Genomic DNA, 23,492 nt, shown 5'->3' on the forward strand with positions numbered 1-23,492 from the left:
ATGCACAGCATGCCTGATGCCCCCTCGAGGCCACGGGTGCTCTCCGGCGCCCAGCCGACCGCCGACTCGTACCACCTCGGCAACTACTTCGGGGCGTTCAAGCAGTGGGTGGCGCTCCAGGACGACTTCGAGGCGTTCTACTTCATCCCGGACCTCCACGCGATCACCATCGAGTACGACCCGGCGGCCCTTCGAGAGCGCACGTACGTCGCCGCGGCGCAGCTGCTCGCTGCGGGGGTCGACCCCGAGCGCAGCGCCGTGTTCGTCCAGAGCCAGGTGCCCGAGCACGCCCAGCTCGCGTGGGTGCTCGGCGGCATCACCGGCTTCGGCGAGGCCAGCCGCATGACGCAGTTCAAGGACAAGACCACCAAGGGCGGCTCGGAGTCCGCGAGCGTCGGGCTGTTCACCTACCCGATCCTCATGGCGGCGGACATCCTCCTGTACCAGGCCGACAAGGTCCCGGTGGGCGAGGACCAGCGGCAGCACGTCGAGCTCACCCGCAACCTCGCGCAGCGCTTCAACCACCGCTTCGGCGAGACGTTCACCGTGCCCGAGCCGTACGTCCTGAAGGCGACCGCCAAGATCTACGACCTGCAGGAGCCCGGCGCCAAGATGAGCAAGTCGCAGTCGTCGCCCAACGGCGTCGTCGACCTGCTCGACGACCCGAAGAAGGCGGCGAAGAAGATCCGCTCGGCCGTCACGGACTCCGGCTCGGAGATCCGGTTCGACCCGGTGGAGAAGCCCGGCATCTCGAACCTGCTCCTGATCTTCTCGGCGCTCACCGACCGGTCGATCGACGACATCGTCGCGGAGTTCGACGGCCAGCAGTACGGCCACTTCAAGGTGGCGCTCGGCGACCTGGTGGCCGACTTCGTCGGCACGTTCGGGGAGCGCACCCGCGAGCTGCTGGGCGACCGGGCCGAGCTCGACCGCATCCTGGCGCACGGTGCGGCGCAGGCCCGCGAGGTCGCCGCCACGACGCTCGCCACCGTGTACGACCGCTCGGGATTCCTGCCGGCGAAATGAGCGAGTCGGCGGGGGTGCCGGGCCGTGGGCGGCTGGTCCGAATGGGTGTCGCGATCGCGGTCCCGGATCCCTACGGCACTCAGCTCCAGGAGGCCCGCGCCGGCTTCGGCGACCCGCTCGCGGAGAGCGTCCCCAGTCACGTGACCCTCATGCCGCCGCACGACGTCGACGAGGCGGCGCTCGACGACGTCCGCGACCGCCTGCACGGCGCCGCAGCCCTCGTCTCGCCGTTCCGGATGGAGCTGCGCGGCACGGGCTCGTTCCGGCCCGTGTCGCCGGTGGTGTTCGTGGCGGTCAGCCAGGGCATCTCCGAGACCGAGATCCTGGCCTCGCACGTCCGCAGCACCCTCGGCGGTCCGGACCCGGAGTTCCCGTTCCACCCGCACGTCACGGTGGCCCACCACCTGGACGACGCCGCACTCGACCGGGCCGACGACTCCCTGCGCGACTACGCCTGCGCGTTCGACGTCACCGAGTTCGCGCTCTACCTGCACGAGGACGAGGCCGGCTGGGTCCCGCAGCACCGGTTCGCTCTCGGCGGCCACTAGAAGGACGCGAGCAGCTCGTCCCGGAAGGCCAGGGCGGCGAGCTGGAGCGCCGCCGGCCGGTTCGCGAGCGCGATCTCGCGCCGCAGCGACGGCTTGGTCAGTGCGGTGGCGCGCAGGCCGGGGCGCCGGCCCATGACCATCTCCGGCACGACGGCGTGCCCGAGACCGGCCTCGACGAACCGCAGCACGGCACTCATCTCTCCGCCCTCGACGGCCAGCCGCGGGGTGAAGCCGGCCGACGCGCAGGCCCGCAGGGTCACCTCGCGCAGGTCGTAGCCCTCGCGGAACATCACCAGCGGCAGGTCGCGCAGGTCCGACACCTCGAGCGCGTCGGGCAGCTCGGCGTCGCCGGGGCTGGCGAGCACGAGGCTCTCCCGGAGCAGTGGCGTGGTCTCCAGCCCGGCCATCTGGTCCGACCCGCGCGGCGGGACGATCAGCAGCGCCAGGTCGAGCTCGCCCTGCAGCAGCTCGCGGGTGAGGACGCGCGACCCGGCCTCCTGGATCTCGAGGTCGATGTCCGGGTGCGTCGCGTGGAACCTGGTCAGGATGTCCGGCAGCAGTCCGTCGCACAGCGACGGGGTGGCGCCGAGCCGGACCCGGCCGCGACGCAGCCCGGTGACCTCCTGCACGGAGCGCTCGGCACTCTCGACGTCGATCAGGATGCGCTCGGCGTGGGGGAGCAGGGCCTCACCGGCACTGGTCAGCTCGATGGCCCCGCGGTTGCGCACGAACAGCGCGGTGCCGAGCGAGTTCTCCAGCACGCGGATCTGCTTGGAGAGCGTGGGCTGGGCGACGCCGACGAGCTCGGCGGCCTGGGTGAAGTGGCGCGTCCGGGCGACGGCGGCGAAGTAGGCGAGCTGTTGGACCTGCACGAAACGGCATCCTACGCGTCGATAGACGGAGGCTATGAAAGGGAGCCTCACAATGACTTTGCCCCTCCCGCCGAGACGGGTCTACGGTGGCCGCGTATTGTCACGCGGGACTTCGGGCCACCGACGAGAACGGACCAGGCATGACGACAACTGCCCCCGACGCGGCGCCGCGCCAAGGCGCAGGGAGGGCCGCGATCGCGGCCAGGACCCTCCGTACCGACCGCTGGTGGTTCCCGCCGGCGATCCAGGCCGCGGGGCTGACGCTCTGGGTCGCCTACGCGACGTTCCGGGCGTTCATGCAGGACCACTACTGGATCGACCAGTACCACTACCTGACGCCGTTCTACTCGCCGTGCGTCTCGAACGGGTGCACGCCGGAGGCGGCGGAGTTCGGGCGGTTCCTGCCGGACTGGCCGATCCTGCCGTACGCGGCGATGACCCTGCCGTTCCTGCTGCTCTTCCGCCTGACCTGCTACTACTACCGCAAGGCGTACTACCGGGCGTTCTGGATGTCGCCGCCGGCCTGCGCCGTCGCCGAGCCGCACTCCTCGTACAGCGGCGAGACCCGCTTCCCGCTGATCGGCCAGAACGCGCACCGCTACTTCTTCTACGCCGCGGTGATCATCTCGGTGATCAACACCTGGGACGCGATCCACGCGTTCACCACCGCGGACGGTGAGTTCGGCTTCGGTCTCGGCAACGTGATCCTCGTGATCAACGTGCTGCTGCTCTGGACGTACACGGTCAGCTGCCACTCCTGCCGCAGCATCATGGGCGGCAAGCTGAACCACTTCTCCAAGCACCCGGTGCGCTACCGGCTCTGGCTGGGCATCTCCAAGCTCAACGGGCGGCACATGCTGCTGGCGTGGGTCACGCTCGGCACGCTCGCGATCACCGACTTCTACATCTGGGGCTTGTCGGCCGACTGGTTCGACGATCTCCGATTCGTGAACTGAGAGGACTCACTTCGTGAGCGAGATCGAGACGCACTCCTACGACGTCATCGTCATCGGCGCCGGAGGCTCCGGACTGCGGGCGGCCATTGCGGCCCGCGAGGCCGGCAAGAAGACGGCGATCATCAGCAAGTCGCTGTTCGGCAAGGCGCACACGGTGATGGCCGAGGGCGGCTGCGCGGCCGCCATGGGCAACGTGAACCCCAACGACAACTGGATGGTCCACTTCCGCGACACCATGCGCGGCGGCAAGTTCCTCAACAACTGGCGGATGGCGGAGCTGCACGCCAAGGAGGCGCCCGACCGCGTCTGGGAGCTCGAGACCTACGGCGCGCTGTTCGACCGCACGCCCGAGGGCAAGATCAGCCAGCGCAACTTCGGCGGCCACACCTACCCGCGCCTCGCGCACGTCGGCGACCGCACGGGCCTGGAGATGATCCGCACGCTGCAGCAGAAGATCGTCTCGCTGCAGCAGGACGACTTCGCCCGCACCGGCGACTACGAGGCCAACATCAAGGTCTACGCCGAGTGCACCGTCACCGACCTGATCAAGGACGGCGAGCGCATCGCCGGTGCGCTGGCCTACTGGCGCGAGTCCGGCCGGCACCTGCTGCTCGAGGCGCCCGCGATCGTCATGGCCACCGGCGGCGTCGGCAAGTCCTACAAGGTCACGAGCAACTCCTGGGAGTACACCGGCGACGGCCACGCGCTCGCGCTGCGGGCCGGGGCGTCGCTGATCAACATGGAGTTCCTGCAGTTCCACCCCACGGGCATGGTCTGGCCCCCGTCGGTGAAGGGCATCCTCGTCACCGAGTCGGTGCGCGGCGACGGCGGCGTCCTCACGAACTCCGAGGGCAAGCGGTTCATGTTCGACTACATCCCGGACGTGTTCAAGGACCAGTACGCCACCACCGAGGAGGAGGCGGACCGCTGGTACACCGACGCGGACAACAACAAGCGTCCGCCGGAGCTGCTGCCGCGTGACGAGGTCGCCCGCGCCATCAACTCCGAGGTGCAGGCCGGTCGCGGGTCACCGCACGGTGGCGTCTTCCTCGACGTGTCCAGCCGCATGCCGGCCGAGACGATCATCAAGCGCCTCCCGTCGATGCACCACCAGTTCAAGGAGCTGGCCGACGTCGACATCACGAAGGAGCCGATGGAGGTCGGCCCCACGTGCCACTACGTCATGGGCGGCATCGAGGTCGACCCGGACACCGGCCAGGCGTCCGTGCCGGGCCTGTTCGCCGCGGGCGAGTGCTCCGGCGGCATGCACGGCTCGAACCGCCTCGGCGGCAACTCGTTGTCCGACCTGCTGGTCTTCGGCAAGCGCGCCGGCGACGGCGCCGCCGCGTACGTCGACAGCCTGAGTGCGCGCCCGGTCCTCGACGAGGTCGAGGTCAAGCGGGCGCAGGAGCGCTCGGTGGCCCCGTTCGGTGACGGCTCGCAGGACGGTGCCGAGAACCCGTACACGCTGCACCAGGAGCTCCAGCAGACGATGAACGACCTCGTCGGCATCATCCGCAAGGAGGAGGAGGTCCGGCAGGCGATCACCAAGCTCGGTGAGCTGAAGGAGCGCGCCAAGAACCTCGTCGTCGAGGGGCACCGGCAGTTCAACCCGGGCTGGCACCTCGCGCTCGACCTGCGCAACATGCTGCTGGTCAGCGAGTGCGTCGCCAACGCCGCCGTCCTCCGCCAGGAGAGCCGCGGCGGTCACACCCGCGACGACTACACGACGATGGACGCCGAGTGGCGGCACAAGCTGCTCGTCTGCACCGCTGACGGCGACGACGGCGTGCAGATCGTCGAGCAGGAGCAGATCCCGATGCGGTCCGACCTCATGGAGCTGTTCGAGCTCGACGAGCTCAAGAAGTACTTCACCGACGCAGAGCTTCCGGGAGGGGCAACCGCATGAGCTACCAGCAGAAGTTCAGTGTCTGGCGCGGCGACAGCGACGGAGGTGACTTCGTCGAGTACGACGTCGAGGTCAACGAGGGCGAGGTCGTGCTCGACGTCGTCCACCGCCTCCAGGCCACCGAGGCGCCCGACCTCGCGGTGCGCTGGAACTGCAAGGCCGGCAAGTGCGGGTCGTGCAGCGCCGAGATCAACGGTCGGCCGCGGCTCATGTGCATGACGCGCATGTCGACGCTGCCGCAGGACACCACCGTCAGCATCACGCCGATGCGCACGTTCCCGGTGATCCGCGACCTCGTCACCGACGTCTCGTTCAACTACGAGAAGGCGCGCGAGGTGCGCGCGTTCGTCCCGCCGGCCGACCTCGCCCCCGGCGAGTACCGGATGCAGCAGGTCGACGTCGAGCGCTCGCAGGAGTTCCGCAAGTGCATCGAGTGCTTCCTGTGCCAGAACACCTGCCACGTCGTCCGTGACCACGAGGAGAACAAGCTCGCGTTCTCCGGTCCGCGCTTCCTGATGCGCGTCGCCGAGCTCGACATGCACCCGCTCGACGCCGCCGAGGACCAGGAGGGCCTGAACCGCAAGGCCGCCGCGCAGGACGAGCACGGACTCGGCTACTGCAACATCACCAAGTGCTGCACCGAGGTGTGCCCGGAGCACATCAAGATCACGGACAACGCCCTGATCCCGCTCAAGGAGCGCGTGGTCGACCTCAAGTTCGACCCGATGTTCATCCGCCGCCGCAAGCGGAAGAGCAAGGAGAAGGAGCAGGTCAGCGAGGAGGGCTGAGCGCTCGTCTCGGTGCCGTCCCTGAGACGGTTCGGTGCGCGCACGGTAGTTAAGTCGCGTTCACCCGCGCCATGATCGAAGCGTGCTGAGAACGCGGATGGTGGCGGTCCTCTTCACCGACATGGTCGGGTCGACGACGCTGCTCAGCGAGCTGGGAGCGTCGGCGGCCGACGAGCTGCGCGACCGGCACTTCGCGGAGATGCGCAGTGCGCTCGCCGTACACCACGGCACCGAGGTCAAGACGCTCGGCGACGGCATGATGGCCGTCTTCGAGAGCGTCACCGACGCCCTGGCGTGCGCCGTGACGATGCAGCAGGCGTCGCAGCAGAACATCCGGATCGGGTTGAGCGTCGGCGAGGCCACGGTCGAGAACAGCGACTACTTCGGGATCCCCGTGGTCGAGGCCAGCCGTCTGTGCGCGGCCGCCGACGACGGCCAGATCCTGGTGGCGGACCTGGTCCGCGCCGTCGTCGCCACGCGCGACGTGCACCGGCTGGAGCCGGTCGGCGAGCTCACCCTGAAGGGACTGCCCGCGCCGACGATGGCGTGGGAGGTCGGGTGGGAGCCCGACGAGGACTCCGCCCTGCGGGTCGCGCTCGCCGACGACTCCGCGCTGCTGCGGGAGGGCATCGCCCGGGCCCTCGCCCAGGAGGGCATCGACGTCGTCTTCCAGGCCTCCGACGCGGAGGAGCTGCTCGCCGGTCTCGCCGGCGCGCGCCCGCACGCCGTCGTCGTCGACGTCCGCATGCCGCCCACGCACACCACCGAGGGCCTGGACGCCGCCGAGCGGATCAAGGCGGACTACCCGCAGGTCGGCGTGCTCGTCCTGTCGGCGACGCTGCAGGAGGAGGCCGCCCGGCGGCTGCTCGCCGCCGCGCCCGGCGGCGTGGGCTACCTGCTGAAGGACAGCGTGGGCGAGGTCGCCGAGCTGGTGTCGGCCGTGCGCACGGTGGCCAGCGGCGGCTCGGTGATCGCTCCGGAGATCGTCGCCCGTCTCCAGTGATTCACGAGCGGAGATAGGCCAGCACGGCCAGGACGCGACGGTGACCCTCGTCGGTGGGGGCGAGCTCGAGCTTGTGGAAGATCGCGCGCACGTGGCTCTCCACGGTGCGCTGGCTGAGGAAGAACCGCTCGCCGATGGACGCGTTCGACGCGCCCTCGGCCATGAGCGCGAGGATCTCCCGCTCGCGGTCGGTCAGGGTGTCGAGGTTCGACGCGGGCTGGGGCTTGCCGACCAGGGACGCGACGACCGCGGGGTCGACGACCGAGCCGCCCTCGCCGACCTGGCGGACGGCGGTGGCGAACACGTCGAGGTCGCCCACGCTCTCCTTGAGGAGGTAGCCGCGGCCGGCGCTGCCCTCCTCGAAGAGCCGCTGGGCGTAGCCGGACTCGATGTACTGCGAGAGGACGAGGACGCCGATCTCGGGATGGCCCTCGCCGATCTGCTGCGCCGCCTCGAGCCCTTCAGTGGTGTGGGTGGGTGGCATGCGGATGTCGACGATCGCGACGTCCGGCTGCGCGTCGACGATCTCGCCGACGAGCCCGTCGGAACCGTCGCTCTGGCCGACGACGTCGAAGCCCGCCTCGCCGAGGAGCCGGACCAGTCCTTCGCGAAACAGGAACGAGTCGTCGGCGACGAAGACGCGCATCGATGCGACTCTAGCCGGGTTCTTCAGGACACCAGTCGGAGCAACGCGGGACCGGAGAGCTCCTGCTTCGGCAGGAACCCGACCACCGGCGCCTCGTCGAGCATGGCGCCGTAGTCCGAGGCCGGACGGCTGGACGTGAGGACGACCTTCGGCCCGCCGGAGCCGGCGAGCCGCCGCGCGACCTCGAACCCGTCGACCGTCGGCAGGTTGATGTCGAGCAGGACGACGTCGGGGTGCAACGTGTCCGCGGCCTCGAGCGCCGCCTCTCCGTCGGCCGCCTCACCGGCAACCTCGATTCCCTCCGCCTCCAGCAAGGAGTGGGCGAAGGTCCGGAACGGGGTGTGGTCGTCCACGATGAGCACGCTCATAGCCATCGCCGTCCAGTGTGCCGGGCGCGGAGGTCACGGCCATCAGTGCAGGCACCGAGACGTGCGTGTCCGAGATCACGGGGCTTCCACCCGTGACGTCGGCGGATCGCCGGGCCATCATGAGGGACCAAGAGGTGGTTCCGTATGTCCAGCGTGGTCACCGGGGGGCATGCCCGCCGGTCCACGTTCGACCGGACGATCGAGTGGTTCTACGCGACCACGCGCTCCTACTTCATCGAGGCCATCGTGCTCGTCCTGATGGTCTCCGTCCTGGCGGTCATCCCGCTGTTCAGCCTCACCACGATCCCGATGCTGGACGCGCGGTGGGAGCTGCTGATGCGGATCGTCAGGTTCCACGAGATCGGGATGGCCCTGGCGATCCCGGTCGTCCTGCTGATCGTCCGGGGGATGTCCCGAGACTTCCGGTCGTGGCTCCGCGGGGACGACGACCCCAAAGTGCTCCGGGCCGCGGCCCGGTGGGTCATCGCCGGTCCGCCGCGGATGACCACCGTGATGGCCACCTGCCTGCTCGCCGTCTCCGTGCCGTCGACGATCTACATCGGACGGGACGTCGGACTGTCGTTCCTCGGCCTCAGCGCGTACCTGGTGATCTGCGCAGTGTTCGCCGTCGGTGGCGGCATCATCGCGTTCTTCTTCGTCGAGCAGATGATGAAGCCGGCGATCAACGAGCTCGTCGCCGAGCACCCGGGCCTGATGAAGCAGGGTGTCCGCGGTGTGACGCTCCGGTTCAAGGTCATGGTCCTGGTGCCGCTGATCATCCTCTACGCCGGCCTGACCATGGCCTCGCTCAACATCAACTCCTTGGACGTCGACCAGCGGCTGGCGGTCACCGTCGCGGTGAGCTTCCTGGTCAGCGCGACGCTGGCAGTCGGTACGGCGAGCCTGTTCCGCCGCTCGCTGCTCGACCGGCTCCAGACCCTGCGCTTCGCGCTGCGGCGGGTCGCCAAGGGTGACTACGACCGGCGCCTGATCCCGGCCTACGGCGACGAGCTCGACGACGTGGCGCAGGGGTTCAACGAGATGGCCGAGCGGCTGGCCGCGCACGACGCGGAGCTGCGGGCGTCGCGAGCCAGGATCGTCGCGGCAGGCGTGGAGTCACGCCGACGGGTCGAGCGCGACCTGCACGACGGCGCGCAGCAGTACCTGGTGCTGCTTGAGCTGAAGCTGGGCCTGCTGACGAAGGTGGTGGCGGGCGACGCCGCTGCGGCCGCGTCGGTGGCCGAGATCCGCGAGGACCTGCGACGCGCGCTGGCCGAGCTGCGGGACCTCGCCCACGGCATCTACCCGGCGGTGCTCGAGAGCGACGGCCTGCCCGCCGCCCTGCGCGAGGCGGTGCAGCGGTCGTCCCTGCCGGTGTCGGTGACCGCCGAGAGGATCAACCGGCACGACCGGGAGCTGGAGGCCGCGGTCTACTTCTGCTGCCTCGAGGCCCTGCAGAACGCCGCGAAGCACGCCGGCGACGGGGCGAAGGCCTGGGTGCGGCTCAACCGGGAGGACGGGCACCTGCAGTTCGAGGTCCAGGACGACGGGCGCGGCTACGACGTGGAAGCCGTCGGGGCGAGCGTCGGCCTGCAGAACATGGCCGACCGGATCGGTGCGCTCGGCGGCGAGCTGCAGATCGACTCGACGGTCGGGGTCGGCACGACGGTCCGGGGCAGCGTGCCTTTGAATTAGCGTAGGTAATGACCTATGCTAACTATATGCCGACCGACTCCCAACGCCTCTCGCGGTCGGTCGCGCGCCTCAACCGCCGCCTGCGCCAGGAGCGCCACAGCGAGCTGACGCCGACCCAGCTGTCGGTGCTCGGCACCGTGAGCCTCATCGGCCCGGCCACGCCGAGCGCGATCGCCGCCCGGGAGGGGGTGCGGCCGCCGTCGATCACCCGCGTGCTCAACTGCCTCACCGACGACGGCTACGTCGTCCGTGAACCGCATCCCGACGACAAGCGCCAGGTCCTGGTGCAGCTGTCCGACAAGGGCGAGGACATGCTCGCCGAGCAGCGCAACCGCCGCGACGCGTGGCTCGACGCCCGCCTCGCCGCGCTCACGGTCGACGAGCGCGCCACGCTTCGAGAGGCCGCCACCCTCCTCGAGAAGCTCGCCACCACCGAATGAGTCCCACGTTCCACGCCCTGTCCATCCGCAACTACCGCATCTACGCCGCCGGGGCCCTGGTCTCCAACGTCGGCACCTGGATGCAGCGTGTCGCGCAGGACTGGCTCGTCCTCCAGCTCACCCACAACGGCACCGCGCTCGGCATCACCACGGGTCTGCAGTTCCTGCCTGCCCTCCTGTTCTCCCCGATCGCCGGCGTCGTCGCCGACCGCTTCCCCAAGCGCACCGTCCTGCGGTGCACGCAGCTGTTCATGGCAGCCTCGTCGGCCGTGCTCGCGGTCCTCGCGGTCACGGGGGTCGCCCAGGTGTGGCACGTCTACGTCCTGGCGTTCGTGTTCGGCATCGGCACCGCCTTCGACGCTCCGGCCCGGCAGTCCTTCGTCGTCGAGATGGTCGGCCAGGACGACCTCGCGAACGCCGTCGGCCTCAACTCGGCGTCGTTCAACTCCGCCCGCATCATCGGCCCCGCCGTCGCCGGCTTCCTGATCGCCGCGTTCGGTTCCGGCGTCGAGGCCACCGGCTGGGTCATCGGGCTGAACGCGCTCAGCTACCTCGCGGTGTTCAGCTCGCTGACGCTGCTCGACGGGTCGAAGCTGCAGCCGTCCCCGGTCCGTCCCCGCGGTCGGGGCGCGGTCCGCGAGGGCGTGGCGTACGTGCGCTCGCGGCCTGATCTCGTCCTCGTCCTGACCTGCGTGTTCTTCGTCGGGACGTTCGGCATGAACTTCCAGATGACGAGCGCCCTGATGGCCACGGAGGTCTATCACGTCGGGGCCGGGCAGTACGGCGCCCTCGGCACCTTCATGGCCATCGGCTCGCTCACCGGCGCCCTGCTCGCCGCCCGACGGGCCCGGCCCCGGGCGCTGCTCGTGGTCGTGGCGGGCTCGGTCTTCGGGGTGCTGGAGATCGTGTCCGGCCTGATGCCCACCTACGTGTCCTTCGCCGCCGTGCTCCCGCTCGTCGGCCTCGCGTCGCTCACGATGGTCACGTCGGCCAACGCGATGATCCAGCTGACCACCAGCCCGGTGATGCGCGGCCGCGTCTCGGCGCTCTACCTGATGATCTTCATGGGCGGCACGCCCGCCGGCGCCCCGATCATCGGCTGGATCGGCGAGGCGTTCGGCGCCCGGTGGACGCTCATCGGCGGCGGCATCGCCTCGATCCTCGGCATCGCGGCGGCCGCGGCGTACTACCTGCGGCACCAGGACCAGTCGCGCGAGCACTGGCGGCGGACCGCGCTCGACCTGCGGCTGCGCCAGCGCACCGCGATACCCTGATCCAATGTCCGCGCACGAGCAGATCGCCCGCACGATCGAGGTCATCACGCCCGACCTCATCGAGCTGCGGCGCGACCTGCACGCCAGCCCGGAGCTCTCCTGGCACGAGGAGCGCACCACCGACGTCGTCGCGTCGTGGATGGACAAGGAGTCCATCAGCTTCGAGCGCCTCGACGGCACCGGCCTGATCGCCGAGATCGGTCCGCAGGAGGGCCCGATCGTCGCGCTGCGCGCCGACCTCGACGCGCTGCCCGTGCAGGACACCACGTCCGACCCCTGGCGTTCCACCGTGCCCGGCGTCGCCCACGCCTGCGGCCACGACGTCCACGTCGCCGGCCTGGTGGGCGCTGCCGTCGCCCTGCAGCGCCTGCACGAGAGCGGCGACCTCCCCACGCACGTGCGGCTGGTGTTCCAGCCGGCCGAGGAGGTCATGCCGGGCGGAGCGCTGCGCCTGCTCGCCGCCGGTGCGCTCAAGGGCGTCTCGCGGATCTTCGCGCTGCACTGCGACCCGACGCTCGACGTCGGCCAGGTCGGCCTGCGCGAGGGCCCCATCACCGGTGCGTCCGACCACGTGCACGTCGCGCTCGGTGGCCGCGGCGGCCACACGTCCCGCCCGCACCTCACCGAGGACCTGACGTACGCGCTGGCCAGCCTCGTCACCCAGCTCCCCGCCGTCCTGTCGCGGCGCTTCGACCCCCGCGCCGGCGTGAGCATGGTCTGGGGCCACGTCCGCGCCGGCAACGCCGCCAACGTCATCCCGGCGTCGGGCGAGCTCAGCGGCACGCTGCGCATGCTCGACGCGAGCGCCTGGCACTCCGCCGAGCACCTCGTGCGCGGCCTGATCGCCGACATCCTCGAGCCGTTCGGCGTCACCGGCGACGTCACGTACGTGCGCGGCGTCCCGCCCGTCGTCAACGACTTCGGCGCCACCGAGGTGCTCCGGCGCGCCGTGTCCGCGGCCGTCGGCGTGAACGGCGTCGCCGGCACCACGCAGAGTCTCGGCGGCGAGGACTTCGCCTGGTACGTCGAGTCCGTGCCGGGCGCCATGGGCCGTCTCGGCACCCGCACGCCGGACGGCCCCACGTACGACCTGCACCAGGGCAACCTGCGGGTCGACGAGCGCGCGATCGCCATCGGCGCCTCGGTGTTGGCCCACGCCGCGCTCGGCTGAGTCGTCGTCGCTAGGTGACAAATCGGTTACGGAGGCACTCCGTGTCCTCAGTGACCTGCCGCCCGCCCCTGCCGCGGACTAGGGTGCCAACGTGCCGGGAGCCCCGGCCACGTACCGAGGAGGAATTTTGCGTCGATTGACCCAGCTTTCCGCCGTCGTCTGTGTCGCCGCACTTGCCCTCACGGGTTGTGGCAGCGACTCCGACGGTGGCGGCAACGGCAGCAAGGACAGCGCCAGCAAGGACATCTGCAAGACCGCCAAGGGCGACGGCCCGAAGATCGGTCTCGCCTACGACGTGGGTGGCCGCGGCGACCAGTCGTTCAACGACTCGGCGTACGCCGGTCTCGAGAAGGCCGTCAAGGAGTTCGACGCCAGCTGCGTCGAGGGTGAGGCCACCGACGGCGAGGCCGAGTCAGCCCGCGAGGACCGCCTGCGCCAGATGGCCGACGGCGGCGCCACTGCTGTCATCGGTGTCGGCTTCGCGTACAGCGACGCCATCAACAAGGTCGCCCCGGACTACCCGGACGTGAACTTCGGCGTGGTCGACGGCTTCGACCCGGACACCGAGGCGAACAAGAACGTCGCCTACCTCGGCTTCGCCGAGGAGCAGGGCTCCTTCCTCGTCGGCGTCGCCGCCGCCGAGAAGAGCAAGTCCGGCACGATCGGCTTCGTCGGTGGCGTTCACAACGACCTCATCAAGAAGTTCGAGGCCGGCTACACGGCGGGCGCCAAGGCCGCCAAGCCGGACGTCAAGGTCCTGGTCAACTACATCCAGGAGTCCGACCTCAAGGGCTTCGGTGACCCGGCCGGTGGAAAGGCTGCCGCCGCAGGTCAGTACGACAAGGGCGCCGACGTGGTCTACCACGCCGCCGGTGGCTCCGGTGCCGGTGTCTTCGACGCCGCCGTCGAGGCCGACAAGCTGGCCATCGGTGTCGACTCCGACCAGTACCTGACCGCCACGGCGGAGCAGAAGCCGCACATCCTGACGTCGATGCTCAAGCGCGTCGACACCGCGACGTACGACTTCATCAAGTCGGTCGACGACGGCAAGGCGCTGACGAGCTACCAGGTCTACGACCTGAAGGCCGACGGCGTGGGCTACTCGAAGTCCGGTGGGTTCGTCGACGACATCGCGTCGGACATCGACGGGTTCAAGGAGAAGATCATCAGCGGCGAGATCAAGGTTCCGACCAAGCCGTAACGATCAGAACGGGACGGGCCTCGGGCTGGCGCGGTAGCGTCAGCGCGGGGCCCGTCATCGTGAGGGAAGGGAGCAGGATGAGCGTCGAGCTGGTGGGGATTGGCAAGCGCTTCCCCGGCGTGGTCGCGAACCACGACGTCGACGTCACGATCCGCCCCGGCACGGTGCACGCGCTGGTGGGCGAGAACGGCGCCGGCAAGTCGACGCTGATGAAGATCCTCTACGGCGTGCAGAGGCCGGACGACGGCATCATCCGCATCGACGGCGAGGAGGTCGCGTTCAAGTCGCCGACCGACGCCATCGAGCACGGCATCGGCATGGTCTTCCAGCACTTCATGCTGGCCGACAACCTCACCGTGCTGGAGAACCTCGTCCTCGGCGCCGAGAAGCTGCACGGCATCGGCGACGCCGCGCGCGCCGAGCTGGCGCGCATCTCCGAGCGGTTCGGGTTCTCGCTCGAGCCCGACGTGCTCGTCGAGCGGCTGGGCGTCGCGGCCCGGCAGCGGCTCGAGATCGCCAAGGTCCTGTACCGCGGCGCCAAGATCATCATCCTCGACGAGCCCACGGCCGTGCTCGTCCCGCAGGAGGTCGACGCCCTGTTCGACAACCTGCGTGAGCTCAAGCAGGCCGGCAACTCCGTCCTGTTCATCAGCCACAAGCTCGACGAGGTGCTCGCCATCGCCGACGACATCACCGTCATGCGTCGCGGCACCACCGTCGGCACCGCCGACCCCGCCACGGCCACCAAGCGCCAGCTCGCCGAGATGATGGTCGGCGCCGAGCTGCCGTCGCCGGAGACCGAGGAGTCCACGGTCACCGACACGGTCCAGCTGAGCCTCGAGGGCGTCACCGTCACCGACGAGTTCGGCCGCGACCTGTTGCGCGACGTCTCGCTGTCCATCCGCCAGGGCGAGGTGCTGGGCATCGCCGGCGTCGAGGGCAACGGCCAGACCGAGCTCGTCGAGGCGATCATGGGCCTGCGGATCCCGTCGGCCGGCCGGATCAAGCTCGGCGACCGCGACGTCACCCACTGGCACACGCGCCAGCTGCGCGAGGCCGGCATCGGCTACATCCCCGAGGACCGGCACCGCCACGGCCTGCTGCTCGACAGCCCGCTGTGGGAGAACCGCATCCTCGGTCACCAGACCCGGCCGCCGAACGTGAAGGGCCCGTGGATCAACCGGGCCGGCGCGCGCAAGGACACCGAGCGCATCGTCGAGGAGTACGACGTCCGCACACCCAGCATCGACACCGCCGCCCGCGCCCTGTCCGGCGGCAACCAGCAGAAGCTCATCGTGGGCCGCGAGATGAGCGGCAGCCCCGTGCTCCTGGTCGCCTCGCACCCCACCCGCGGCGTCGACGTCGGCGCGCAGGCGGCCATCTGGGAGCACATCAAGCGGGCCCGCCGCGCCGGCCTCGCCGTGCTGCTGATCTCCGCCGACCTCGACGAGCTGATCGGCCTGTCCGACACCATCCAGGTCATCCTGCGCGGCCGGATGGTCGGCACGTTCGACCCGGGCGACGTCACGCCGCAGGACCTGGGCGCCGCGATGACCGGCGGCGAGGCAGCATGACGCGCCTGCGCGCCGTGGGCCTGGCGCTCCTCGCTCCGCTGATCGCCGTCGTGGTCAGCGTCCTCGTCACCACGGCCGTCATCGCGGCGGCCGGCAGCTCGCCGGGCGACTTCTGGGACGCCATGTTCAGCAACCCGCTGCCGCGCATCCGGGTCAACATCGTCAACCAGGCGGCGATCATCTACATCTCCGCGGTCGCCGCGGCCATCGCGTTCCGGATGAACCTGTTCAACATCGGGCTCGAGGGCCAGTACACGATCGCGTCGTTCGCAGCGGCCTCGTTCGCCGGCGCGGCCTACCTGAGCGGCTTCCTCAACGTCGCGGTCGCGATCCTCATCGCGGCGCTGGTGGGCGCGGCCTGGTCCGGCATCGCCGGCATCCTCAAGACCACACGAGGGGTCAGCGAGGTCATCTCCACGATCATGCTGAACTCCATCGCCATCACGCTCGTGGGCTACCTGCTCAACCGCTACGGCGTGCACGAGGGCAACACGGTCCACACCACGAACCTCGAGAAGAGCAGCAAGCTCACCGGCTTCACGCCGTACGAGGCGCGCGACGGCCAGATCTGGGCCCTGTGCCTGCTCGCGGTGCTGGTGGGCGTCGGCTTCTGGGTCCTGCTCTCCAAGACCCGGTTCGGCTTCGACCTGCGGGCCAGCGGGCAGTCCGAGACCGCGGCGCTGGCCAGCGGCGTCAACCCGAAGCGGATGGTGGTCACCGCGATGCTGCTGTCCGGTGGCGTCGCGGGCCTGATCTGGATGCCGGCGCTGTTCGGGGCCGCCAGCTCCTACGGCACGTCGTTCCAGGCCGGCCTCGGCTTCACTGGCCTCGCCGTGGCCCTGCTCGGGCGGAACCGGCCGATCGGCATGGCGTTCGGCGCCGTGCTCTTCGCCTTCCTCACGGCGCAGTCCAACACGCTGACGTTCAGCACCGACATCTCGCCGAGCATCGTGCAGATCACCCAGGGCATCGCGGTGCTCGCGGTCGTGGTCGCCTACGAGATCGTCCGGCGGTGGCGCTCGAGGCTCGAGCAGCGTGACGTCGCCAAGGAGCTCGCCCCGGTCGGCCCGGGCACGGCAGGAGCGACCGCATGAGCCGCTACCTCAACCACTGGTACGTGTACGTGCTCGGCGGCATCGCCGCCGTCTCGCTGGTGCGCATCGTGTCCGACACCGACGACATCACGTCGGCCGGCACGATCCGGGCCGCGATCATCGCCACCTGCCCGATCCTGATGGCCGCCCTGGGTGGTCTGTGGGCCGAGCGTGCCGGCGTCGTGAACATCGGCCTCGAGGGCCAGATGATCCTCGGCACGTGGGGCGCCGCGTTCTTCACGTACCACTACGGCCCGTGGGTCGGCGTGATCGGCGCGGCGCTGTTCGGCATCATCGGCGGCCTGCTGCACGCGATCGCCACGGTGACGTTCGGCGTCGACCACATCGTCTCCGGTGTCGCGATCAACCTGATCGGCGCCGGTGCGGCCACGTTCCTCGCGGAGGCGGTCTTCCCCGACCTCGAGGGCGGCGGTCCGCGCCAGCTGATCGGCCTGGAGACGCCCACCCAGGTGACCATTCCCGGCATCTCGGACGCGGCGCTCGACCTCGCCGGCAAGCACTGGTTCTTCGTGTCCGACGTCGCGGCGTTCGTCGGAGCGCTCACCACACGCGTCTCGACGCTCAGCATCGTCGTGTTCGCCCTGGTCCTGGTGTCGGCGTACGTGCTGTGGCGGACGTCGTTCGGCCTGCGGCTGCGGTCCTGTGGCGAGAACCCGCAGGCCGCGGAGACGCTCGGCGTCAACGTCTACCTGTACAAGTACATCGCCGTGATCATCTCCGGCGCCCTCGCCGGCATCGGCGGCGGCTTCCTGGCGCTGGTCTCGTCGAGCGGCTTCAACACCGGGCAGACCGGTGGCCGCGGGTACATCGGCCTCGCCGCGATGATCTTCGGCAACTGGCGCCCGGGCGGCCTGCTGATGGGCGCGCTGACGTTCGGCTACACGGACTCGCTGCGCCTGCGCAACGCCGAGGCCGTCCACGCGCTGCTCCTGCTGCTGGCGGTGGGCCTGATCGCGTACGCGGTCTACCAGGTCGTGCGCGGCCAGCGCCGGGCAGCCGTCGGTGTCACGGCCGTCGGCGCGGCCCTGCTGGTCTGGTACGTCAGCACCGACAGCGTGCCGCGCGACTTCACCTCGATGACGCCGTACGTCACGACGCTGTTCGTGCTCGCCCTGGGCACACAACGGCTCCGCATGCCCGCGGCTGACGGACGTCCGTACCAGAAGGGATCAGCGGGATGAGTGGACCGGTCGACCCGGTCGTCAACTGGGACGACCTCATGCGCTACGCCACGCAGGTGATGGAGCGGGCCTACGCGCCGTACTCGAAGTTCAAGGTCGGTGCGGCCGGCCTGGTCGACGACGGCCGCGTGGTGCTGGGCTGCAACGTCGAGAACGCCTCATACGGCCTCGGGCTGTGCGCCGAGTGCGGGCTGGTGTCGGCCTTGCACGGCACCGGGGGCGGCCGGCTGGTCGCCGTCGCCGTCGTGGACGCCGAGGGCAACCCGCTGATGCCGTGCGGCCGCTGCCGGCAGCTGCTCTGGGAGAACGGCGGGCCGGAGATGCAGCTGAACACGTCATCCGGCGTGAAGACGATGACCGACATCCTGCCCGACGCGTTCGACGCGGAGGATCTCGACCGGTGACGGTCGACCTCACCGATCCCACCTTCGTCGCCGACCCGTACCCGACGCTCGCCGCCCTGCGCGCCGAGGCGCCGATGATCTGGCACGAGCCCAGCGACCGCTGGCTCGCCACCACGCACGCCGCGGTCTCGTCGACCCTGCGCGACCGTCGGCTGGGCCGGATCTGGTCGGACTGGGAGCCGGTCGAGGAGATGGAGCCGTTCAACGCGCTGCACAAGAACCAGATGATGGAGAACGAGCCGCCCGAGCACACCCGGCTGCGGCGTGCCGTGGCGGGCGCCTTCGCCCGGGGCCACGTCGAGCGCCTCGCGCCGCGGATCGACCAGCTCGTGGGGGAGCTGCTGGACCGGCTCGACGGCACCGTCGACGTGCTCGCCGACTACGCCGAGCCGCTGCCCGTGTTCGTGATCGCCGACCTGCTGGGCGTCCCGCGCGACGACCACGAGAGCCTCCGCGCCTGGTCGCAGGCCATCGTGCACATGTACGAGCACGGCGTCGACGAGACCACCAAGAAGGAGGCCGTCGCCGCGAGCGAGGCGTTCGCCGCCTACGTGCGCGGCGTCGTCACCGAGCGACGCGCCCACCCCGGCGACGACCTGGTCAGCCACCTCGTGGAGACGGACCTGACCGACGACGAGCTCGTCGCGTCCGTGGTGCTCCTGCTGAACGCGGGACACGAGGCGTCGGTGAACGTGTTCGGCAACGGGTTGAACGCGCTGCTCACCCATCCTGACCAGCGCGAACGCATCACCTCCGGTGAGGTGCCGATGGCCACCGCGCTGGAGGAGCTGATCCGCTTCGATGCACCGCTGCAGCTGTTCGAGCGCACTGCCACCGAGGACGTCGAGGTCGGCGGCGTCGAGGTCCGCGCCGGACAGAAGGTGGCCTGCCTGATGGGATCGGCCAACCGTGACGACGCGGTGTTCGAGCAGGCCGACCGGCTCGACGTCGGCCGTGACCCGAACCCGCACGTCGGCTTCGGCATGGGCCTGCACTTCTGCCTGGGCGCGCCGCTGGCGCGTCTGGAGCTGGAGATCACGTTCCGCCGGCTGCTCGAGCGCTTCCCGCGCCTCGAGCTCGCCGGTGACCCGCCGCGCCGCCCCACCTGGGTGCTGCGCGGCTTCGAGAGCATCGAGGTGGACTGTGTCTGATCTTGCCGCCCAGGGCCCGGCACCCCTGCCGGGCATGCGCGAACCGTTCGACGCGCCGGCGGTCATCGCGGCCAAGCGCGACCGCACCAAGCTCACCGGCGAGCAGATCGACTGGGTGGTGGACGCCTATACGCGTGGCGTCGTCGCGCCCGAGCAGATGTCCGCGCTGGCCATGGCGATCCTGCTCAACGGCATGGACCGCGAGGAGATCGCTCGCTGGACCCAGGCGATGATCGACAGCGGCGAGCGGATGGACTTCTCGTCGCTCTCGTGGCCCACGGCCGACAAGCACTCCACGGGCGGCGTGGGCGACAAGATCACCCTGCCGCTGGCTCCGCTCGTCGCGGCCTGCGGCGTGGCGGTGCCGCAGCTGTCCGGCCGCGGCCTCGGCCACACCGGCGGCACGCTCGACAAGCTGGAGTCCATCCCCGGTTGGCGCGCCTCGCTCAGCAACGAGGAGATGATGGCGCAGCTCGAGGACGTCGGGGCGGTCATCTGCGCTGCCGGCGCGGGACTCGCGCCGGCTGACAAGAAGCTCTACGCGCTGCGCGACGTCACCGGCACGGTGGAGGCCATCCCGCTCATCGCGAGCTCGATCATGAGCAAGAAGATCGCCGAGGGCACCGGGTCGCTCGTCCTCGACGTCAAGGTCGGCTCCGGCGCCTTCATGAAGGACGAGGCGAACGCCCGGGAGCTGGCCGAGACCATGGTGGCGCTCGGCACCGACGCGGGCGTCACCACCGTCGCGCTGCTCACCGACATGTCCACCCCGCTCGGCCTGACGGCCGGCAATGCCGTCGAGGTCGCGGAGTCGGTCGAGGTGCTGGCCGGTGGAGGACCGGCCGACGTCGTCGAGCTGACCCTCGCCCTCGCCCGCGAGATGCTCACGGCGGCCGGCAAGACCGACGTCGATCCGGCCGAGGCCCTCGCCTCCGGCGCGGCCATGGACGTCTGGCGCCGCATGATCGCGGCCCAAGGCGGCGACCCGGACGCCCCGCTGCCGCAGGCCCGGGAGACCGAGGTCGTCACCGCTCCCGCCGACGGCGTCCTCACGCATCTGGACGCCTTCGGCGTCGGCGTCGCGGCCTGGCGCCTGGGCGCCGGACGGTCGCGGCCCGGCGAGGACGTGCAGGCCGGCGCGGGCGTCGTCCTGCACGCCAAGCCGGGCGACACGGTGGCCGCCGGCGCACCGCTGATGGCGCTGCACACCGACACCCCGGACCGCTTCCCGCGCGCCCTGGAAGCTCTCGACGGCGCCTTCGACATCGGCGACGCGGCGCCGGAGGCACCCGGCGTCGTCCTCGGGCGGATTGGCTAGGTTGGAGGTCATGCGCGTCTTCAACAGCCGGAAAGAGATCGAGAAGGCAGCCGGAAGCGAGCTCGGGGTCAGCGAGTGGGTGCAGATCTCCCAAGAGCGCATCGACTCCTTCGCCGACGCCACCGGCGACCGCCAGTGGATCCACATCGACGCCGAGCGCGCGGCCGACGGCCCGTTCGGCGCCACCATTGCCCACGGCTACCTCACGCTCTCGCTCCTGCCGCTGCTCAGCGCCCAGGTGTACGCCTTCGCCGGCGACGTCGCGCGGGTGAACTACGGCCTGAACAAGGTGCGGTTCGTCTCGCCCGTCGTGGTCGACTCCAAGGTGCGCAACCGCGTCGAGATGCTCGAGGTCCACGACATCGAGAAGGGCCAGCAGGTCACCCTGCGTCACACGATCGAGATCAAGGGCGTCGAGAAGCCCGCCTGCGTCGCCGAGACCGTCACCCTGCTGATGGACGCGTCGTGACCGCCAGTCCCCAGCAGATCGCCGCGGCGCCGAAGGTCGCGCTGCACGAGCACCTGGACGGGGGAGTGCGGGCGAGCACGGTCGCGGAGATCGCCGAGGAGATCGGTCACGACCTCCCCACCGACGCCGCGTCACTGGGGGCGTGGTTCGAGGAGGCCTCCAGCTCCGGCTCGCTCGAGCGGTACCTCGAGACGTTCATCCACACCGTGGCCGTGATGCAGCGGCCCGAGGACCTCGCCCGGGTGGCGCGCGAGTCGGTCCTCGACCTCGCCGCGGACGGCGTCGTCTACGCCGAGCTGCGCTGGGCACCGGAGCAGCACCTGTCCGCGGGGCTCTCGCTGCGCGACGCGATCGAGGCCGTGCAGTCCGGCATCGACGAGGGCCGCCGGCGCGCGGAGGACGACGGGAACCCGATCGTCGTCGGCCAGCTCCTCACCGCCATGCGGCACGCCAAGCGCGGCCTGGAGATCGCCGAGCTCGTCGTCGAGTACCGCGACCGCGGCGTGTTCGGCTTCGACATCGCCGGCGCCGAGGACGGCTACCCGCCGATCCTGCACCTCGAGGCGTTCGAGTACCTGCGCCGCGAGAACGCCCACTTCACGATCCACGCCGGCGAGGCGTTCGGCCTGCCGTCCATCTGGCAGGCCATCCAGCGCTGCGGCGCGGACCGGCTCGGCCACGGCGTGCGCATCGTCGACGACATCGACCTGTCCGACCTGGACAACCCGCGGCTCGGGCGGCTCGCGGCCTACATCCGCGACCGGCGCATCCCGCTGGAGATGTGCCCGTCGTCGAACCTGCAGACCAACGCGGTGCCGGGCATGCAGTCGATCGCCGACCACCCGATCGGCCGGCTCAAGGAGCTCGGCTTCCGCGTCACGGTGAACTGCGACAACCGGCTGATGAGCAACACGTCCATGAGCCGGGAGATGAGCCTGCTCGTCGACGCGTTCGGCTACGGCCTGGACGACCTGCGCTGGTTCACCGTCAACGCGATGAAGAGCGCGTTCCTCCCGTTCGACGAGCGGCTCACCCTGATCAACGACGTGATCAAGCCGCGGTACGCCGCCCTCTAGGCGGGCTCCTCCTGGAAGGCCCGGACCTCGACCCGGCCGGCGCACGCCTTGGAGCCCTCCTTGGCCCACTGCAGCGCCTCGGCGTCGTCGGCGGCCTCGATGACCCAGAATCCGCCCAGGTACTCCTTGGACTCGACGAACGGTCCGTCGGTCACCACCGGCGAGTCACCGGTGTTGTCGACTCCGACAGCGGTCTGGATCGGCTGCAGCCCGCCGGCGAACACCCACGCGCCCGCGTCCCTCAGCTTCTGGTTGAAGGCATCGACGGCCTCGAAGATCGGCTGGAGCTCGGCCGGGTCCATGGTCTCCATCGTGGGCGCCTCGGCGGTGTCGTGGCTCACGGAGATCAGGTACTGCGTCATGTCGTTCCTCCTGCTAGGTGGCGCCCGGGTGGGTGCCTCTCACCCTGTCCACGAACCGGAGTCCCCCGATACGACACTGCCGGAGAAGAAAGTTCGCGTCGAGGGTCCTCAGTCCAGGACGCCGGCGACGGTCTGCCCGATCAGGGCGTAGCCGGCGTCGTTGGCGTGGATGTCACTGCGTGCGCACATCCAGGTCAGCGAGCAGATCACGCCGACGTTGGTCGGCACGCCGTTGACGGGCGTGGTGGTGAACGACTGGAACGCCGTCGCGACGTCGGCCGTGGTGCCGTAGGGCGCCGTGACGGCCGCGATCGTGTTGTTCAGCGCGACCTGCAGCTGCGTCGTGATCGCGGCGAGCGTCGGGTCGGAGAACCACAGCGCCAGGTACGGGTTGTAGTAGTTCGTCACGACGATCTTCGCGTCGGGCGCCGCGGCGTGGACCTTCGCCAGCGTCTGCTGGAGGTTGCCGGCGAGGGCCTGGAGCCGCTGCGCGACGCAGGCGTTGCGGTCGGGCGCGCTCAGGCACGGGGTGACGTCGTTGGCGCCGATGGTCACGGTGACCAGGCGCGTCGTGAACTTGTGCGCCGACAGGAAGTCGACGGCCTCGGCGAGCTGGCTGCCCAGCTCGTACTCGCAGCGGCCGCCGTTCACGAGCGTCGAGCTGGTCTCGCCGGAGCAGGCGAGGTTCACCAGCTTGGTCTTGGGGGCGATGGCCTGCTCGGCGGTGAGGACCTTGCCGACGTACCCGCCGTCCTTGTCGTCACCGGCGCCCGGCTGGTAGCCCGCGGCCAGCGAGTCGCCGAGGGCGACGTACCAGCCCATCGCCTTGGCGGCGCCCGGCGGAGGGGTGTCCGGTCGGGCGGCCTGCGCGGAGCTGCTGAGCAGTCCGAGGGTCGAGATGACGGCGACGGCGATGACGGCGAGCTTGCGCATGCAGGGTCCCTT

At 70.3% G+C, this 23,492-nt stretch carries 24 protein-coding genes; 19 read left to right on the forward strand and 5 right to left on the reverse strand.

All coding sequences use genetic code 11. The features are described from left to right. Positions 1 to 1,026, forward strand: a complete 1,026-nt coding sequence (trpS, locus tag FHP06_RS14700; RefSeq protein ID WP_147687554.1) for a tryptophan--tRNA ligase — start codon at positions 1 to 3, stop codon at positions 1,024 to 1,026. A gap of 41 nt (positions 1,027 to 1,067) precedes the next feature. Beyond that, entirely contained in the window at positions 1,068 to 1,574 is a 507-nt protein-coding gene (locus FHP06_RS14705) for a 2'-5' RNA ligase family protein (protein ID WP_230973532.1), read from the forward strand. On the opposite strand, the gene FHP06_RS14710 is transcribed toward FHP06_RS14705, so the two are convergent. Continuing rightward, a complete protein-coding gene (locus FHP06_RS14710) occupies positions 1,571 to 2,446 on the reverse strand; it encodes a LysR family transcriptional regulator (protein WP_147687555.1) in 876 nt (291 codons plus the stop codon). The two genes, FHP06_RS14705 and FHP06_RS14710, sit on opposite strands and share 4 nt — an antisense overlap. A 140-nt stretch (positions 2,447 to 2,586) precedes the next feature. On the opposite strand from FHP06_RS14710, the gene FHP06_RS14715 reads away from it, so the two are divergent. From FHP06_RS14715 to FHP06_RS14730, 4 genes are all read left to right on the forward strand, one after another. Further along, a complete protein-coding gene (locus tag FHP06_RS14715; RefSeq protein WP_147687556.1) occupies positions 2,587 to 3,402 on the forward strand; it encodes a hypothetical protein in 816 nt (271 codons plus the stop codon). Positions 3,403 to 3,415: 13 nt separating this feature from the next. Beyond that, positions 3,416 to 5,311, forward strand: a complete 1,896-nt coding sequence (locus tag FHP06_RS14720) for a fumarate reductase/succinate dehydrogenase flavoprotein subunit (RefSeq protein ID WP_147687557.1) — start codon at positions 3,416 to 3,418, stop codon at positions 5,309 to 5,311. Continuing rightward, positions 5,308 to 6,099 carry a succinate dehydrogenase/fumarate reductase iron-sulfur subunit gene (locus tag FHP06_RS14725; RefSeq protein ID WP_147687558.1) on the forward strand — a complete coding sequence of 264 codons (792 nt, stop codon included), beginning with the start codon at positions 5,308 to 5,310 and terminating at the stop codon, positions 6,097 to 6,099. The genes FHP06_RS14720 and FHP06_RS14725 overlap by 4 nt, the downstream gene beginning before the upstream one ends. Positions 6,100 to 6,181: 82 nt before the next feature. Then, a complete protein-coding gene (locus FHP06_RS14730; protein WP_147687559.1) occupies positions 6,182 to 7,102 on the forward strand; it encodes a response regulator in 921 nt (306 codons plus the stop codon). 1 nt (position 7,103) lies between these two features. Here FHP06_RS14730 and FHP06_RS14735 read toward each other — a convergent pair whose 3' ends face one another. Both FHP06_RS14735 and FHP06_RS14740 read right to left on the reverse strand, forming a co-directional pair. Next, a complete protein-coding gene (locus tag FHP06_RS14735) occupies positions 7,104 to 7,748 on the reverse strand; it encodes a response regulator transcription factor (RefSeq protein WP_147687560.1) in 645 nt (214 codons plus the stop codon). Positions 7,749 to 7,771: 23 nt separating this feature from the next. After that, complete coding sequence (locus tag FHP06_RS14740; protein WP_230973533.1) at positions 7,772 to 8,116, reverse strand: response regulator transcription factor; 345 nt, start codon at positions 8,114 to 8,116, stop codon at positions 7,772 to 7,774. Positions 8,117 to 8,260: 144 nt separating this feature from the next. Between FHP06_RS14740 and FHP06_RS14745 the strand changes: the two genes are divergently transcribed. The 13 genes from FHP06_RS14745 (at position 8,261) to FHP06_RS14805 (ending at position 22,185) form a co-directional block, all read left to right on the forward strand. Beyond that, positions 8,261 to 9,811, forward strand: coding sequence for a sensor histidine kinase (locus tag FHP06_RS14745; protein WP_147687562.1), 1,551 nt, complete (start codon positions 8,261 to 8,263; stop codon positions 9,809 to 9,811). A gap of 26 nt (positions 9,812 to 9,837) precedes the next feature. Then, on the forward strand, positions 9,838 to 10,251 hold the full coding sequence (locus tag FHP06_RS14750) for a MarR family winged helix-turn-helix transcriptional regulator (protein WP_230973534.1): 414 nt from the start codon (positions 9,838 to 9,840) through the stop codon (positions 10,249 to 10,251). Beyond that, positions 10,248 to 11,525, forward strand: coding sequence for an MFS transporter (locus FHP06_RS14755; RefSeq protein WP_147687564.1), 1,278 nt, complete (start codon positions 10,248 to 10,250; stop codon positions 11,523 to 11,525). Before FHP06_RS14750 ends, FHP06_RS14755 begins: the two co-directional genes overlap by 4 nt. A gap of 4 nt (positions 11,526 to 11,529) precedes the next feature. Then, a complete protein-coding gene (locus tag FHP06_RS14760) occupies positions 11,530 to 12,696 on the forward strand; it encodes an amidohydrolase (RefSeq protein WP_147687565.1) in 1,167 nt (388 codons plus the stop codon). Between the two features lie 136 nt (positions 12,697 to 12,832). Next, complete coding sequence (locus FHP06_RS14765) at positions 12,833 to 13,897, forward strand: BMP family lipoprotein (RefSeq protein ID WP_230973535.1); 1,065 nt, start codon at positions 12,833 to 12,835, stop codon at positions 13,895 to 13,897. A 77-nt stretch (positions 13,898 to 13,974) separates the two neighbouring features. Next, entirely contained in the window at positions 13,975 to 15,471 is a 1,497-nt protein-coding gene (locus FHP06_RS14770) for an ABC transporter ATP-binding protein (RefSeq protein WP_147687566.1), read from the forward strand. Beyond that, the gene (locus FHP06_RS14775; RefSeq protein ID WP_147687567.1) at positions 15,468 to 16,565 is read left to right on the forward strand and encodes an ABC transporter permease; all 1,098 of its coding nucleotides are present in this window, start codon (positions 15,468 to 15,470) and stop codon (positions 16,563 to 16,565) included. The genes FHP06_RS14770 and FHP06_RS14775 overlap by 4 nt, the downstream gene beginning before the upstream one ends. After that, entirely contained in the window at positions 16,562 to 17,767 is a 1,206-nt protein-coding gene (locus tag FHP06_RS14780) for an ABC transporter permease (protein WP_147687568.1), read from the forward strand. Before FHP06_RS14775 ends, FHP06_RS14780 begins: the two co-directional genes overlap by 4 nt. After that, positions 17,764 to 18,171, forward strand: a complete 408-nt coding sequence (locus tag FHP06_RS14785) for a cytidine deaminase (RefSeq protein WP_147687569.1) — start codon at positions 17,764 to 17,766, stop codon at positions 18,169 to 18,171. The genes FHP06_RS14780 and FHP06_RS14785 overlap by 4 nt, the downstream gene beginning before the upstream one ends. Next, the gene (locus FHP06_RS14790) at positions 18,168 to 19,322 is read left to right on the forward strand and encodes a cytochrome P450 (RefSeq protein WP_230973536.1); all 1,155 of its coding nucleotides are present in this window, start codon (positions 18,168 to 18,170) and stop codon (positions 19,320 to 19,322) included. Before FHP06_RS14785 ends, FHP06_RS14790 begins: the two co-directional genes overlap by 4 nt. A gap of 34 nt (positions 19,323 to 19,356) precedes the next feature. Next, positions 19,357 to 20,640: a thymidine phosphorylase gene (locus FHP06_RS14795; protein ID WP_147687646.1), complete on the forward strand. Its 1,284-nt coding sequence runs from the start codon at positions 19,357 to 19,359 to the stop codon at positions 20,638 to 20,640. A 10-nt stretch (positions 20,641 to 20,650) separates the two neighbouring features. Continuing rightward, a complete protein-coding gene (locus FHP06_RS14800) occupies positions 20,651 to 21,109 on the forward strand; it encodes a MaoC family dehydratase (protein ID WP_147687570.1) in 459 nt (152 codons plus the stop codon). Beyond that, the gene (locus FHP06_RS14805; RefSeq protein ID WP_147687571.1) at positions 21,106 to 22,185 is read left to right on the forward strand and encodes an adenosine deaminase; all 1,080 of its coding nucleotides are present in this window, start codon (positions 21,106 to 21,108) and stop codon (positions 22,183 to 22,185) included. The genes FHP06_RS14800 and FHP06_RS14805 overlap by 4 nt, the downstream gene beginning before the upstream one ends. On the opposite strand, the gene FHP06_RS14810 is transcribed toward FHP06_RS14805, so the two are convergent. Then, positions 22,182 to 22,547, reverse strand: coding sequence for a YciI family protein (locus tag FHP06_RS14810; protein ID WP_147687572.1), 366 nt, complete (start codon positions 22,545 to 22,547; stop codon positions 22,182 to 22,184). The two genes, FHP06_RS14805 and FHP06_RS14810, sit on opposite strands and share 4 nt — an antisense overlap. Before the next feature lie 108 nt (positions 22,548 to 22,655). Beyond that, positions 22,656 to 23,480 carry an SGNH/GDSL hydrolase family protein gene (locus FHP06_RS14815; RefSeq protein ID WP_187271960.1) on the reverse strand — a complete coding sequence of 275 codons (825 nt, stop codon included), beginning with the start codon at positions 23,478 to 23,480 and terminating at the stop codon, positions 22,656 to 22,658. Between the last annotated feature and the right edge of the window lie 12 nt (positions 23,481 to 23,492).

The sequence above is a fragment of the Aeromicrobium terrae genome (assembly GCF_008039565.1).
GTDB classification, from domain to species: Bacteria; Actinomycetota; Actinomycetes; order Propionibacteriales; family Nocardioidaceae; genus Aeromicrobium; species Aeromicrobium terrae.